We start from the raw sequence: 13,992 nt of genomic DNA, 5'->3' as shown, positions 1-13,992 counted from the left end.
GTACTCGAGGCGCTCACAATGGTTCCCTGCGCGGTGAATATTACTCCCTGAACAGTTTAGAATCCAATGAATAAAATAATATTATATGGGATTTTAAGAGGATAGTATACATTAGACGACAGGTATGTACAATATAGGATACATGAATACAGCAATCATGCGTTGAGGGCAGAGGATTTATAATGGATCACTGTAAGAGTCCGGCCAATGCTACTCTCAGTCGATCAATCGGATACTCCAGCTGCTAATTCAGTAAGCTTTGACATTATCGCCGCGGTCGCCGAACAGGAAGGCGTGGACCCGATAGATATCGAGCCGCCGGAGTACGAGGCCCTCTACAACGCCATCAACCCGGAAGCGCTCGACGCGCTCTTTGCCCCGCGAGAGAACGGATCGAGCCGGTCGAACGGCCGCGTCGAATTCACCTTCAGTGGCTACCAGATCGTCGTGACCGGAGACGGTGAGGTCGAAGCGTTCGACCAGACTGATACTCGATAGTCCCGGTCACCGAACCGAGTGTTCGGTATGCGGTGAGAGACAGCGCACGCCGACCGGCCGCGGACCGATACGGTCTCCCGTCGGTCGGTAGCGGTGCAACCGCGGGCCGTCGATAGCCGGGACAGTAACTCGGTACGGCAGTCCGTCTCAGTTGCCGGCGGCGTCGATCCGTCTTCGCCACTCCTCCGGAATCGGTCGGGACTCTCCGGTCTCTCGGTCGACGAGCACCTGCACGGTTCGGGCCGTCGCCGCGCGGTCCCCGTCGGCCCGGATCTCGTACTCCATCGGCAGACTCGAGGTGCCGAGTTCCGGGACGCGAACGCCGACGGTGACGTCCGCATCGGCGTCGATCGGCCGGACGTAGTCGATTTCCAGATTCGCGAGCACGGTTCCGACGTCGACCAGCGAGACGCCCAGTACGTCCCTGAAGTACGTCTCTCGAGCCTCCTCGAGGAAGGTTGCGTACACCGCGTTGTTGACGTGGCCCATAAAGTCGATATCCCGCAGCCGGACGGTAGTCGCCACCGTACAGTCGTAGCTGTCGTCGGTCATTACCGTCGCACAACGAAGGCGATCGCCGTATAGGTACGGTCCGCGCTGGTCTCCGATCGTGTTCCCGCCGCGTGGTCGTCAGTTCCGCTTTCGATCAGTCGGTCGGACACGCCGCTTCGAACACCGTCTCGTGGAGCCGATCCGCGACGATCTCCATGAGCGGCTCCATGTTTCGCGTGTCCGCGCGGTTGTACTCGACGAGCGTCTCGAGTGCCGCCTCGTCGCCCCGTTCGTACTCGTGCCAGAGTCGGACGGCGTCGCGCCCGCTGAGGTCCGGCATGTCGCGGTCGATACCGAGATCCCGCTCGATCGCCTTCAGACCGCCGTCGAGTCCGATTTTCTTACAGGGGTACATGAGATCGACGTGTGGCACCGTGACGTCGATGTCGTAACAGGTCTCGAGGAAGGGGACGTCGAAGCGCTGCCCGTTGAACGTCACCAGCAGCGAAGAGTCCTCGAGTTCGGTCGCGAGCCGCTGGCTCGTGAGATCTCGACCCCGAACGAACGTTTCGGTCTCGCCGCCGCGGTGGACGCTGACGGTCGTCACGTCGTTGCAACTGGCGTCGAGTCCGGTCGTCTCGATGTCTAAAAAGCAGGTGTTCTCGCGGACGTTTTCGTAGCACCGCCAGCGGCTCGATGCCGGCAACGCCTCGGCGAAGACCGAGATGTCGCCGCGTTCGAGGTGGGAGCGTCCCTCCTCAATGAACGACTCGATGCGGTCGGCCAGGGTGTCGCCGACGACGCTGCCGTCGAACTCGTCCCAGTGGGTGATGCCGTTCTCCCAGAGGCGACGTTCGGTGGTTTCCCCAACCCCGCGGACGGGAATGAAGCTGTTCTCGATTCGCACACCAGTCGAAGGGAGCCGAGCGAACTAAAAGCGATTGGATCGCTCCGACACGAGCGCGTTGACTGCTGTGGCTCCGAGCGGGACGGGCGCACCGGATCCGACACCGACCATGACCCTGACCCCGACCGTCCGGCTTTTCATACCGGACCCCGTAGCCCCCGTATGGCCGATTCCGACGACGACCTCGCCGAGGCGGTCCACGAGCTCACGCGGACGATCGACGCCCTCCGGCAGGAACTCGAGTCGTCTCACCGCCGGTCCGGCCGTCGGCTGCCGGCTCCGCGACCGCCGACGCCCGAGGAGTTCTTTCGATTCGCCGACGAAATCGCCGTTCCCGCCACGATCGCCGTCCTCGAGACGAGCGTGCGCGCACTCGAGGGATTCCAGCGGGCGCTCAAACTCGCTCGAACCGAGCGAGAGGTCCGCGAGCAGACGACCGAGACCGCAAGCGCCGTGAGCAAGCGGGCGACCGACCTCCGTCAGTCGACGCTTTCCCGACTCGATACCGTCCTGTCCCAACTCCAGCAGGCGACGGCCGACGGAACGCTGCCTGCGGACGATCGCGCGACCGACCTCCTCTCCGAGGCGCGCGAACTTCGCGACGACGTGGACAGTCGGCTTCGGGACGTCGACAGCGATCTCGAGGGCGAGACGGCCGCGTCACCGGATGGAGACTCGGACTCGGGGGCAGTACGAATCGACATTCAGGACGGCGGTCTCGACGACTCACAGCGCGGCGACGACGGCGATGGTCGCGGTGCCGATCGCACCGATCCCAACCCGGCCGTCGACGTCGATGCCGAACTCGAGACGCTGAAAGACCAGTACAGCGACGACAAGGAGGACGACGGATCCTCGAACGAGCGCGACGGTCTCGAGACCGACGCCGGGAGCGGCGAGTTTGAGGGGGACGATGCCGACGGCGATGGTGAGGAGACGGCCGAGTCCGTCGACACAGCCGACGCAGACGACGCAGACGGCTCTGACGGTGCAAGCGGTGCTGACGATTCCGACGACCCCACCGATCAGAAAAACGGATCCGATTCCGGCTGAACCGGGAGCTAAACCGGTTCGAACCGGTAGCCGTCCCAGTCCTGACTCTCGGGTTCGCGGATGCCGGCTCCGGGTTCGCGCAATTCCTCAACGTAGACCGGTTCCACCGCGTCGCCGATGTCGACCTCGTCGGTTGTGAGCTGTCCGATCGCGCGGACCGTTTCGCCCTCAACGTCGAACTCGACGATCGCGAGCGAGTTCGGCTCGCGGACGCCGGGCGGCGTCGCCATACTCGTCGTCCACGTGATTACCTCGGCGGTGTACTCGCTCAGATCGACCGTATCGACCGGTTCCGTTCCGCCGGGACCCCGCGGATGGCCCGGGTAGCTGATCGATCCGTCCTCGTACTTGTACGCTTCCATGGTCATTGTGCTGCCTCCATGATGGTGGTGATGACGCAGTTGCCGAAGCCGCCGACGTTACAGGTGAGACCGACGTCCGCATCGACCTGTCGCGGACCGGCCTCGCCGACGAGTTGCTCGTAGATTTCGACGCCCTGAGCGACGCCGCTGGCGCCGAGCGGATGGCCTTTGGATTTGAGGCCGCCGGAGGTGTTGACCGGTAGCTCTCCGGTGTCACGCTCCGTATACCCCTCCTCGACGAGCTTCCAGGCCTCGCCCTGTTCGGCAAAGCCGAGCCCCTCCATCTGGAGGAACTCGAGGATGGTGAACATATCGTGGAGTTCGGCGACGTCGATATCCTCGGGCCCGTAGCCGCTCATCTCGTAGGCTCCCTTGCCGCTCTCGACGACGCCGCCCATCACGGTCGGATCCTCGCGTTCGTGTACGACGTGGGTGTCCGTCGCGCCGTCGACGCCGGCGATTACGGCGTACTCGTCCGTGTACTCCTTTGCGACCTCCTCGGGACAGAACAGCAGCGCCGCCGATCCGTCCGTGATCGGACAGAAGTCGTACAGTCGCAGCGGGTCGGCGACGATCGGCGACTCGAGGACGGTCTCGAGGTCGACTTCCTTCCGGAACTGGGCCTTCGGGTTGTCGAGGCCGTTCTTGTGGTTCTTGACCGCCACTTTGCCGAGGCTCTCCCGCGGTGCGTCGAACCGGTCTAAGTAGTGTCGTGCGGTCAGCCCCGCAAAGGAGGGCAACGTCACGCCGGTCTTGTACTCGGCGGGGTGGGTCAGCGACGCGATGACGTCGGTCGCCTCGCCGGTCGTCCGATGGGTCATCTTCTCGCCGCCGACGAGCAGCGTCATGTCGCTTGTGCCGCTGGCGATCGACTGCCAGGCGGCGTAGATTCCCGCGCCACCGCTGGAACTCGTCTGATCGACACGCTGTGTGTACGCCGGCACGGCGTCGAGGTCGTGTGCGAGCGCGTTCGGTACGCCGGTCTGTCCCTCGAACTCGCCGCTGGCCATGTTCGAGACGTACAGGTGTTCGACAGCCGATGCGTCGACGCCTGCATCCTCGAGACACTCGATCCCGGCCTCCGCCAGGAGGTCCTGAATCCAGCCCTCGCGTTTCCCGAACTGGGTCATGGATGCGCCGATGATTGCAACACGTTCCATGACCTACTGGACTCGGGTCAATGATTTATAACGTGGGGTCGTGGCAGTCTTCGTCATGTTTTACAACCGCCACGACCGGTGATATCGGTGTTTGCCCGGATCGCTACGACGCGGATTCCGCCGCCGTCCGCAACTCGCTCGCGCGCGAGCGGGCCTGTTCGATGACCGCCGGCCGGGCCTCGAAGGAGACGGTGACGTCCTCGTCGCCGTAGGTGACGTCGTCGACGTTTGCGTTGTCGTGAATCCACGAGACCACGCTCATCGTATTTTCAGTCATCGGGAGCAGCAGCCGTTCTTCTTCCCATTCGGGCAGCTCTCGATCGATCCGATCGAGCAGGGACTCGACGTTCGTCCCCTCCCTGCCGCTGACGGTGACCGGGTTCGGCGCGAGCGCCGAGAGCGCGTCGCGTTTCTCCGCGAGTTCCTCGTCGTCGACCTTGTCGATCTTGTTCAACACCGTCACGATCGGCGCCTCGTTGCGTTCATAGAGGGTGTCGTGACTGGTGACGAGTTTCTCGTGGATCTCTTCGATCGGTTCGCTGACGTCGACGACGAGGAGGACGAGGTCGGCCCGGTAGACCGAATCCAGCGTCGACTTGAACGATTCGACCAGCCAGTGGGGGAGATCGCTGATGAAGCCGACGGTGTCCGTTACCAGCACGTCTCGCGGCTCGATGTCCGCACGTCGGGTCGTCGTCCCCAGCGTCGTAAACAGCTTATCCTGTGACTCGGCCGTGGCGTCGAGATCCGGATGAAGGTCCTCGTTCTCCTCGACGGTGAGATCGTCAGCGAGTTGGCGCAGCAGCGTCGACTTGCCGGCGTTCGTATACCCCGCCAGCGCAACCAGATCGAATCCGGAGTCTCGCCGGCGCTCTCGACGGTGTTCCTCCGTCTGCTCGATCCGCTCGAGTTCGTCTCTGATCCGGCTGATCTGATTTTTAATGTCCTGTTCGCGGCTCTCGTCGTACTCGCCGAGCCCCATGAACCCGGGGTGTTCGTCGCGTTTGGCCAGGCTGGTCTTGGCCTCGGCACGGGGGAGTTCGTACCGGAGTTCCGCCAGTTCGACCTGCAGTTGCGCTTTGCGGGTCTGGGCGCGCTGGCCGAAAATTTCGAGGATCAGCGTGAATCGGTCGATGACCTCGACGCCCTCGGGCAGTAGCTGGCCGAGGTTGTACGTCTGGTAGGGACCGAGCCGATTGTCGAAAATGACGGTCGTCGCGTCGGCTGCGACGACTTCCTCGGCGAGGACTTCGGCTTTTCCCTCGCCCAGCTGGAGGGCGGGGTCCGCTCGCCGTGACTGGGTGATTTCTCCGACGACGGTGTATCCCGCCGCTTCGGCGAGGTCGCGGATCTCACTCGTATCGGGCGTTCCGGAATCGACGCGCTTTGCGATGATTGCTCTCATGCGGATGACAGTTGTGTGTAACTCGGGCGTGGTTGCTCGTGGAAACTCGAGACGACGCGCTCGTCGATTCCGCGAGTGACGGCTCGTGTGCACTGGCCGCGCCGGCGACGCGACGGACGCGACGGACGCGGCGGTTGCCCGACCACGCTACGGATGCCGGTCAAACACCCCCGTTAGGCGGACGATAGGCATACCTCTCCGTACGTGTCCGATCGCCTTGAATCCCGCGCACGATGGGATCTGTCGAGTCGGTTCTGGCTGGGAACCCGACGTTCGGTCTCGCGCCGAGGGGTCCGTCTCGAGGGTCTCGCTTCCAAATTCTCGAGTTACCTGATAGTCACGCTACCACAACAGTCATTGTCGGTGACTCGAATACGAACTCGTAATGCTAGACGTGGACCCGACGACGCTCGCTCTCGAGTTCGGCGGCAGCGCGGTCATCGGCGGGGTGCTCGGATTCGCGACCAAACAGGTCGCGAAACTCGTCGCGATCATCATCGGCACCCAGCTCATGGCCTTTCGCTACCTCGAGTCACAGGAAATCCTCATCGTCGACTGGAACCGGCTTTCGGCGGGCCTCGTCGAGACTCAAGAGCGGGCCGACGAGATCCACTGGCTCGAGTCGATGCTCTCGATGCTGTCGGTCGGAGCCGGGTTTACCAGCGGCTTCCTGATCGGGTTCCACAGAGGATAGTCACGGGCTGTCGATCGACCGCCGGACCAATCGACCGCTGGCGGCCGCGTCGCCTCGGCTCGCTACCGCGTGTTCAGGTCGTCTTTGTCCTTGATAATCTCCGTTTCCGCCTTCCCGCTCGAGTGTTCGTTGACCACGTCGTAGAACTCGTTTTGCATCCCTGCCGGGAACGTCAACACGCCGACCCAGGAGCCGTCGGGCTGCCACTCCTCGCGTTCGAGGTCGCCGAACGAACGCACCTTCGCCTGTGCGCTGCCGGCGTACTCCGCCGGGATCTGGACCGCGATGGTCACCTCTTCGAACCGGATCGGAATCACCGGCCGCAGATCGTCGAGTGCGTCGTCGACTTGCTGTTCGACCGGCTCCATCGGATCGACCGTGAACCCGGCCTCCTCGAGCGCGTTCTCGATACGCTCGGGCGGGTGGGGCGCGTTGTCCATCTGCGGGTTAACCGCGTTTCGCGTGATGGTGTCGACCAGCTGCTTGCGCTTTTGTTCTTGCATTTCGCGGCGCTGATCGGCCGTGATCTGGATCTCTCCCTGCTTGATCACTTCGGGGATGATCTCGAGAGGGTCGGTCGTGTCGAACACCTTCTCGAGGTCGTCCTCGGCGGGCCGATCCCCACGAGAGGCGTCCTCGAAAACGTCTTCGGCGGCGATAACCTCCTCGAGATCGCCGTCGAACTCGTCGCGTTTGATCGCAAGCGCCGCATCCGGGTCTACGAGCACTTCGAAGCGCGCCCCGTGTGACTCGAGTCGCGCCGTCACCGCCTCGTCGAGCGATATCATACCAGGGAGTACCCCCGGCCGCCTAAAAGAGCTTTTCCTGCCGGCATCCGACCGGATCCGACGCGGCTGACGGTGACTGGCGGCTGCGAACGGATCGATTCGCTGCCGGCGCTGGCACATTGGCACGCTGATACGTACCGGGTTGGCACGTTGGCACACCAATGGGCTGACAGCCGAACGGATCGGCGGGGAACTCGATTACTCGTCGTCTTCGTCGTCCTCACCCTCGTCGAGGAGGTCGTTCTCCTCGAGGTGAGACTCGATCGTGTCGTGGTCGAACTGTTCGAAGGACTCGGTCTCGACGTCGACCGTCGCGAGGCCGACCTCGTTGGGGAGCAAGGAGCCGTCGTTGACCGACGCGAGCGCGTCGAGTGCGAGCGCGATGCCGCCGTCGAGATCGGCTTCCTCGTCGTAGTTCTCCTCGAGGTACTCCTGGAGTTCGCCGCGGTCCGAGCCGACGGCGAGGGCCTTCCACTCGTAGGGCGTTCCGGACGGATCGGTTTCGAACAGGCGCGGCTCGCCGTTCTCGACGCCGCCGACGATCAGCGCGACGCCGAACGGACGGGCGCCGCCGACCTGGGTGTACTGCTGGATGTGGTCGGTGACTTCCTTGGTCAAGGTCTCGACGCCGATCGGCTCGCCGTAGCGCAGTTGGTTGACCTGCGTCTGGCGGCGGGCGAAGTCGATCAGCTGGCGAGCGTCGGCGACGTGGCCGGCGCTGGCGATCCCGACGTGATTGTCGGCCTTGTGAATCTTCTCGACGCTCGAGTCCTCGAGCAGCGGGGAGGGGACTCGTTTGTCGACGGCGAGAACGACGCCGTCGTTCGTTCGGATACCGATGCTTGCTGTGCCTCGCTTGACCGCCTCGCGTGCGTACTCGACCTGATAGAGTCGGCCGTCGGGCGAGAAGATCGTGATGCCTCGGTCGTATGCCTGCTGTTGTTGTTGTCCCTGCATAGTATCACGGTAAATCGTAATCGAGGTCTGTCGCACCCGTGAACGCCTCATCGAGTCGCACGTCTGCAGATCCATCGCACACGACGGCGACTCGCTCTTCGTTCCCGAACACGACGTTTCTCTCTTCCGAATCTTGCCCGCGGCGTCCTAAATAGTTTTCTTCACCGGCACGGATCGTGCCACTGATACCGCGGACTCGAATTCCTACCGGAGAGCCGTCTATCTCGTCGATACAGGCCAGTGCCGCCCGTGCCGAATCCGTTTCGCCGTGGCGGACCTGAACCATCGCCTCGCCGATTCCCTCGTCGAAATCGAACCTGACGACCGTCATATCGGCGCGGGCGCTGCCCGGATCGCCCAGCAGATTCTGGGCCGCATACCAGCACTCGCGCTGGAACGCCCGCCGGTCGATCGACGCGTCCGGCCAACTCTCGATGCCGACGGCGAGATACCGCCAGCGCGGCTGGAGGTGTTTCGGGAGGTGTTTCATTCGTCGGTTTCGTCCGAGCCAGCCGCGCCGTCCGCGCCGGCCGCACCGGTCGTCTCAGCCGCGTCTCCGGCCGGAATTTCGGCTTCGGTCTCGGTCGGCGTTCGCTCCGCCACGAGAACACCGACCTGGTCATGGACGCGTTCGACGGCGGTCAGCGAAAAGCCTGCGTCGGTAAAGGCGTCGGCGAGGACGCCGACGGTCGCCGGATCGTCGACTTCGGGCGAGTAGAACGGCGCGTCGGGATCCGGCTCGCCGAAGAACATCACGTCTCCGAGGACGAATTTCTGTGGCTCGAGGCCGGCGATAACGTCGATCGCCTCGCGCTTTTCGTCGTCGGAGAGGTGGTGCAACGCGAAGTTCGAGGTGACGATATCGACCTCGCCCTCATACTCGGGTTCGCGGAAGGTCCCGTATTCGAACTCGAGATTCTCGAGTCCTTCCTCGTCGGCTTTCTGCTCGGCTTCCGCCATCATGCCGTCGCTGATGTCGCGACCGACGACGCGCGCCGCGTCGGGTGCGAGTGCGAGCGCGATCGCTCCCGTTCCGGTCGCGAGATCCAGCACGATATCCTCGTGATCGGGTGCGGCGTGCTCGATCACCAGGTTCGCACAGGCGCGGTACTCGTCGGACTTGGATTCGTCGTACTCGCTGGCTTTCTCGTCGAAACGGGACGCGTGGTCCTCAAGATTCTTCTTCATACCTGCCCCGTTCGACACCCGGCTCAATGAAGGACTCGGAGTTGATGCGTCGGTTGCGTTCGGCGAGTCTCCCCCACTCGGTCAACCCCGCCTCGATAAAGGCCTTCGAGAACCCGATCTGTTCGCCCAGCGCCCGCAACTCTCGGGGCGTGCGCACCTCGAGATGTGAGTTCGGATCCGCACTCACCACGTAGGGGGCGTCGAAGTAGTCGACGATCTCCTCGAGTTTGCGGAGCGACTGGATGACTCTAACCCGGCGACCGCCGCTCGTTCTGAGGACGCCCGAGAGGTTGAACTCGATGCGGACGCCGTTCTCGACGGCGGCTTTGACGAGGACGTGGTTGACGTCGCCGTGGTCGGCCATCGGATGGGCGAGCACGTCGACTTTATCGTTTTCGACGGCAAAGCGATTCATCGCGTTCGTGCCGCCGTGAACCCCGAGGATCGTCTGCGAGGTTCGGTAGTTACCTACCGAGCCGCCGGCTTCCTGCGGATCGGCGGCGCGAATCTCGAGGCCCTCGACGACGTCGATGCCGTACTCCTCGCCGATCCGTTCGGCGTCGTACTCCGCCCGCGAGTCGTGGTGGTTCCTGACGACCACGCCCTCGTAGCCGCAGTCGGCCGCCGTTTTCGCGAGTCTGGCGACCGTGCTGTCTCCGTCGGGATGGGCGTGGACGGCCTCGTACATACTCGGATCGTCTCGCGGCGGTGACTTGGGGTTTGTGCCATGGGACGCGACCGAGCCCGGACGACGGGCAGTCGAGAGTGGGCGGCGGCATTTTGAACGAGCGGCCGAGCGGCGCTGTGCGTCGCTCCGGAGTGAGAAGACGGAAGGAGGTGCCGCAATCGGACCGTATCGAGGCGGGGACAGGCGCGGTGTGACGTTCACGACCGCGATAGACGACGGCGTGCGTTTCGTTAGTTGAGGATCGACTGGGCCACCGTGGCGAGCTGGCCGTTGTCGGCCTCGCTGAGTCGCTCGTCGCCGATCTTCAGGCGCAGACGCGGGCGACCGACGTCGATCGGAACCTTCTCGGTGTCGATCAGGCCCATGTCTTCGAGCTTGGTCTTGGTTCGGCTAAAGGTCGCCTTGGAGGCGATGCCGACGTCCTCGCCCCACTTGCTGATGTCGTACAGCAGGGCCTCGTTCTTGGCCGCGACGAGCAGCGAAATCGTGACCTCGTCGAGTCCGTCTCCGTCGCCGCGAGCGGTCTCGAGCGAGTTGAGGATCGCCGTGAAGTCCGCTTCGGCGTCGGGACTGATCTCGTCGGCGAGCGTCTCGCGGACGTCCGTAATCGGCGGGGTTCGAAGGTTGAACTGCGAGGAGTCCGCCCAGCGCGCCTCGTAGGTGTCGTAGGTGTCGTCGACGAAGCTTTCGTCGTCGGTGACCAGGCCGCCGACGCGGTCGCCGGCGTGGACGACGGCGATGACGCGGTCTTCGGTGATCAGCAGCGAGTTCTCGGGTGCCTCCTCGAGCGTTCGCAGCGCGAGTGCGTCCTGACTGATGAGGTCAGCGGCGTTCGAGGCGACGATGAAATCGTCCATGACGTCTTTCAGCGTTCGCTCGTCGGCGAGCATGTGTACCGACGGGAGCGAGCCATCGAACGCGGTCGCAACGGACACGAACTCTTCGATGGCGTCTGCCGATGGGTTGACCATGTAGACGTCCCCGCTCGCATCCTCGAGAATGGATTCGAGGATATCGTCAATCTGGTGGTTGAGTAAATTCGAGGTCATCTCTGTACAGAAGTAAACGATTGCAAACCACTTAATTTTGTTGGCCGTTTTCAGGCCACAACTTGAACTCTGGCGGGGTATGCGGTAGTTTTTGTCGGTTCCTTCGTCGGTTCTTCACTACCGATCCGAGAGTATATGACATAGTTGAATCAATAGTAGGACCGGTGTCGGTTGGATTAAATGTGGGCCATCGCCATCCGTTAATTCGGAAACTGTCGGCGAAAAGTATCGGCCGTTCTCGACTACGGACCGCTGTACGTGACGACGATTCCCTGAGGTGAAATGTTCGCCACTGTCTGGCCGGTGTACACGAGTGTCTCTTGAAGCGCAATGCCAGCCTCAGCCGCAATCATGAGGGACATACACTAACACACTATTGGTATCTTATTTAAATGTATTGCAGTATAGTATCAGCCGAAATAACACAACTAACTGTCACAGAAAATGAAGTACTGCACCCTCACGAAACATGACAGCAGGTCGGGACCCCGTCTCACCGTTTAAACTGCCGCGATAATCCCGTCGACCAGTAGAGGTCCCCGTCGTAGATAACCGAGCCCTCGACCTCCTCGAGCAGCGTGACGAGGCCGGACTCTGTAAGCGTGAAACTCGATTCGGTGCCACAGAGATAGGCGTACTCGTTGTCCTCCGTGTGGGGGAAATAGTACGAGCCGTTCATACGCGTCGAATAACAGTCTAACTCCACCAGATAGTCGCCCGGCCCCTCCTCGAGTTCCTCGAGCGTAATGGTGATCGGAAACCGCTGTTCGCCCTGCGTAAGCGAGTGGGTCCCGTCGCCGACGACCGCGTAGTCTTTCCCCATCATGATACGCCGCCGTGCGAGCCCCAGTGCCCGCTCGAGGCTGAACCCGTGGACGAGGAGTTTGGCGAACGTCGAGCCGACCTTGACGGCGTGGTCGTTCAGTACCTTGGTCACCGTCACTGCGCCGGCGACGCTCCCCTTTTCGATCAGTCCCATCCCCTCGTAGTAGGAGCCACAGGCGTTGAGGAAGAACGTCTGGCTGTTACACTGATCGAGGTTTGCGGCCGAGAGGTAGCCGTCCGGACAGCGGAGTCCGTCGGTCTCACAGTGGCCGATGTAGTGGACGAAGTCGTACTCGCCTTCGAAAACGCGTGCCAGATCGGCCGTCGTGAGTGACTCGCCGACTGTCACGTCCATCGAGAGGTCCTCGGAGCGTTGACGATAGATTTCGGCGACGTCGTCGTGTTCGCCCGCCATCTCGGGGTCGTTCAGGACGACGCAGATCGACGTCGAATCGCTCGAGCGTTCGAGATAGTCGAGTCGGTTGTGGTAGGCCTCCGGCGTGGACTTGAAGACGTCGATCGGCACGCCGTCGGCGAGCCAGCCGTGGACTCGGCCGTTTCGGAGTTCGGGTTTGACGATATCCACCGAGGCGACCCGGCCGGCGCTGGCTCTGCTCGCGGCACCGTTTTCGTCGCCCACACCGCGATAAAAGTCCTCCAGAGAGCGCTCGACCAGCTCCTTGCCCTCGAGTTCGGACGTCCGGGGCATGTAGATCATGCTCATCCGATCGAGCAGGAACGGGAGGGTCTCGACGCTCTCGTACTCCGGCGCGACGTACGTCGAGAGATGCCAGTCGGGGAGTCGGTGTTCGATCGCCGTGTACGGCACCTCGAGATAGGTCGCGAGACGCCGTTCGGGGCTGGCATCGTAGAGGGCGTCGGCGTCGAGTTCGAGCGCATCGAGCACGTTCAGTTCGGCCAGGTTCGTCCCGTGGGGGCCCACGTTGCGGACGAGACAGTCGAGGAAGTACGTTTTGCGCAACAACTGCTCGACGTCGTGTTCGAGTTCGGGCATCGGCGAGAGCTGTTCCTCGACCCCGCGTTCAGGGAGCCGAAGCTGCGGCCGATCGGGACCGGTTCGACGGCGTCCGCAGGTCCGAAGCGTCGCCTGCAGGTAGTACGCAAGCGGCGCGGCGACGAACAGCGATTCGTAGTCCGGCGGGACGACCACCTCGATGCCGGTATCGGCGGTATCCTCCCGGATGCAGTCGGGAATCTCGAGGTCGTCGCCGGACTCGAGAAGCGACGGATGGCCCCGGAGGGAGGGGTAGGTGCGATCCGGACTATCCGTCTTCTGGGATGCCGAGAGGTGGCTGATCGCCGTTGCGATGGCCTCCGGCGAATCCGGGACGGTGATCGTCCCCGCCGGAAGTTCGTGGTGGCTCCGGAAGCCGAGGAGGACGCGAGTGCGATCGGGAAAGGAGACGGTGATCGTGTCGTAGCCGTCGGTCTTCTCGATAGTCGCAGTGCCGGAAAACCGAAGATAGGTCTTGATGTCGGTGTCGATATCGACGATGTACTCGCCGGGGGACAGCGAGAGCGGGGAGCCGCCCAGGTCGAGTTCGTGTTGCTCGCCCGATCCGAGCGAGAACGCGTAGACGACCGCGTGGGGAAAGCGGAGTTCGTTAGCCGTTGCGACGACCGTTTCGTCGACTGGTCGTTGGATGTCCGGCCCCGGTCCGCCGACGACGAGATCGGCACCGCGGACCGACAACTCGGTGTTGTCAGCGTCGGTGACACGGAGCGCGCCGTCGTCCGCCGCCCACTCGATCATTCGGTACGCTGAATGTCACTCCGGAAAGTTAGTTGTATCGGGTGGGCAGCGAACGACTGTGAGTCCGGCGTGTTGGGAACCAAACCGGTCATAGTTGCTGGTCCCGGCGCACCACGGTAGCTCTTCCGGTCAACACAACAGCACCGGACACC

At 63.0% G+C, this 13,992-nt stretch carries 15 protein-coding genes; 3 read left to right on the top strand and 12 right to left on the bottom strand.

Annotated elements, in window-relative coordinates:
- The first annotated feature begins 207 nt into the window (after nt 1-207).
- Entirely contained in the window at nt 208-498 is a 291-nt protein-coding gene (ddfA, locus tag GS429_RS19875) for a DdfA family disk-determining factor (RefSeq protein WP_160067452.1), read from the top strand.
- A gap of 147 nt (nt 499-645) precedes the next feature.
- On the opposite strand, the gene GS429_RS19870 is transcribed toward ddfA, so the two are convergent.
- Nucleotides 646-1,050: an acyl-CoA thioesterase gene (locus GS429_RS19870; protein ID WP_160067450.1), complete on the bottom strand. Its 405-nt coding sequence runs from the start codon at nt 1,048-1,050 to the stop codon at nt 646-648.
- 94 nt (nt 1,051-1,144) lie between these two features.
- Complete coding sequence (locus tag GS429_RS19865) at nt 1,145-1,897, bottom strand: ribonuclease H-like domain-containing protein (RefSeq protein WP_328821507.1); 753 nt, start codon at nt 1,895-1,897, stop codon at nt 1,145-1,147.
- Between the two features lie 162 nt (nt 1,898-2,059).
- On the opposite strand from GS429_RS19865, the gene GS429_RS19860 reads away from it, so the two are divergent.
- Complete coding sequence (locus GS429_RS19860; RefSeq protein ID WP_160067448.1) at nt 2,060-2,950, top strand: DUF7547 family protein; 891 nt, start codon at nt 2,060-2,062, stop codon at nt 2,948-2,950.
- An 8-nt stretch (nt 2,951-2,958) separates the two neighbouring features.
- On the opposite strand, the gene GS429_RS19855 is transcribed toward GS429_RS19860, so the two are convergent.
- The 3 genes from GS429_RS19855 to hflX form a co-directional block, all read right to left on the bottom strand.
- Entirely contained in the window at nt 2,959-3,318 is a 360-nt protein-coding gene (locus GS429_RS19855; RefSeq protein WP_160067446.1) for a nucleic acid-binding protein, read from the bottom strand.
- A complete protein-coding gene (locus tag GS429_RS19850) occupies nt 3,315-4,472 on the bottom strand; it encodes a thiolase family protein (RefSeq protein ID WP_160067444.1) in 1,158 nt (385 codons plus the stop codon). Before GS429_RS19850 ends, GS429_RS19855 begins: the two co-directional genes overlap by 4 nt.
- A 103-nt stretch (nt 4,473-4,575) precedes the next feature.
- A complete protein-coding gene (gene hflX, locus GS429_RS19845; protein WP_160067442.1) occupies nt 4,576-5,877 on the bottom strand; it encodes a GTPase HflX in 1,302 nt (433 codons plus the stop codon).
- 385 nt (nt 5,878-6,262) lie between these two features.
- On the opposite strand from hflX, the gene GS429_RS19840 reads away from it, so the two are divergent.
- Nucleotides 6,263-6,571 carry an FUN14 domain-containing protein gene (locus GS429_RS19840; RefSeq protein ID WP_160067440.1) on the top strand — a complete coding sequence of 103 codons (309 nt, stop codon included), beginning with the start codon at nt 6,263-6,265 and terminating at the stop codon, nt 6,569-6,571.
- A 62-nt stretch (nt 6,572-6,633) separates the two neighbouring features.
- Here the strand turns inward: GS429_RS19840 and GS429_RS19835 are convergent, their stop codons facing one another.
- The 7 genes from GS429_RS19835 to GS429_RS19805 form a co-directional block, all read right to left on the bottom strand.
- Nucleotides 6,634-7,359 carry a ribosome assembly factor SBDS gene (locus GS429_RS19835; RefSeq protein ID WP_160067438.1) on the bottom strand — a complete coding sequence of 242 codons (726 nt, stop codon included), beginning with the start codon at nt 7,357-7,359 and terminating at the stop codon, nt 6,634-6,636.
- 198 nt (nt 7,360-7,557) lie between these two features.
- Nucleotides 7,558-8,316: an archaeal proteasome endopeptidase complex subunit alpha gene (gene psmA, locus GS429_RS19830; protein ID WP_160067436.1), complete on the bottom strand. Its 759-nt coding sequence runs from the start codon at nt 8,314-8,316 to the stop codon at nt 7,558-7,560.
- Nucleotides 8,317-8,320: 4 nt separating this feature from the next.
- Nucleotides 8,321-8,806 (bottom strand): Rpp14/Pop5 family protein, encoded by a 486-nt coding sequence (locus GS429_RS19825; protein ID WP_160067434.1) that lies wholly within the window; start codon nt 8,804-8,806, stop codon nt 8,321-8,323.
- Nucleotides 8,803-9,504: a class I SAM-dependent methyltransferase gene (locus GS429_RS19820; protein ID WP_160067432.1), complete on the bottom strand. Its 702-nt coding sequence runs from the start codon at nt 9,502-9,504 to the stop codon at nt 8,803-8,805. The genes GS429_RS19825 and GS429_RS19820 overlap by 4 nt, the downstream gene beginning before the upstream one ends.
- Entirely contained in the window at nt 9,488-10,192 is a 705-nt protein-coding gene (locus GS429_RS19815) for an RNase P subunit p30 family protein (RefSeq protein ID WP_160067430.1), read from the bottom strand. The genes GS429_RS19820 and GS429_RS19815 overlap by 17 nt, the downstream gene beginning before the upstream one ends.
- Nucleotides 10,193-10,422: 230 nt before the next feature.
- Nucleotides 10,423-11,241, bottom strand: a complete 819-nt coding sequence (tbsP, locus tag GS429_RS19810; protein WP_160067428.1) for a transcriptional regulator TbsP — start codon at nt 11,239-11,241, stop codon at nt 10,423-10,425.
- Nucleotides 11,242-11,734: 493 nt separating this feature from the next.
- On the bottom strand, nt 11,735-13,840 hold the full coding sequence (locus GS429_RS19805) for a hypothetical protein (protein WP_160067426.1): 2,106 nt from the start codon (nt 13,838-13,840) through the stop codon (nt 11,735-11,737).
- Between the last annotated feature and the right edge of the window lie 152 nt (nt 13,841-13,992).

The organism is Natronorubrum halalkaliphilum (assembly GCF_009834785.1).
Lineage (GTDB): Archaea > Halobacteriota > Halobacteria > Halobacteriales > Natrialbaceae > Natronorubrum > Natronorubrum halalkaliphilum.
The sequence above is the reverse complement of the archived record's forward strand: the minus strand, read 5'-3'. Positions and strand labels throughout refer to the sequence as shown.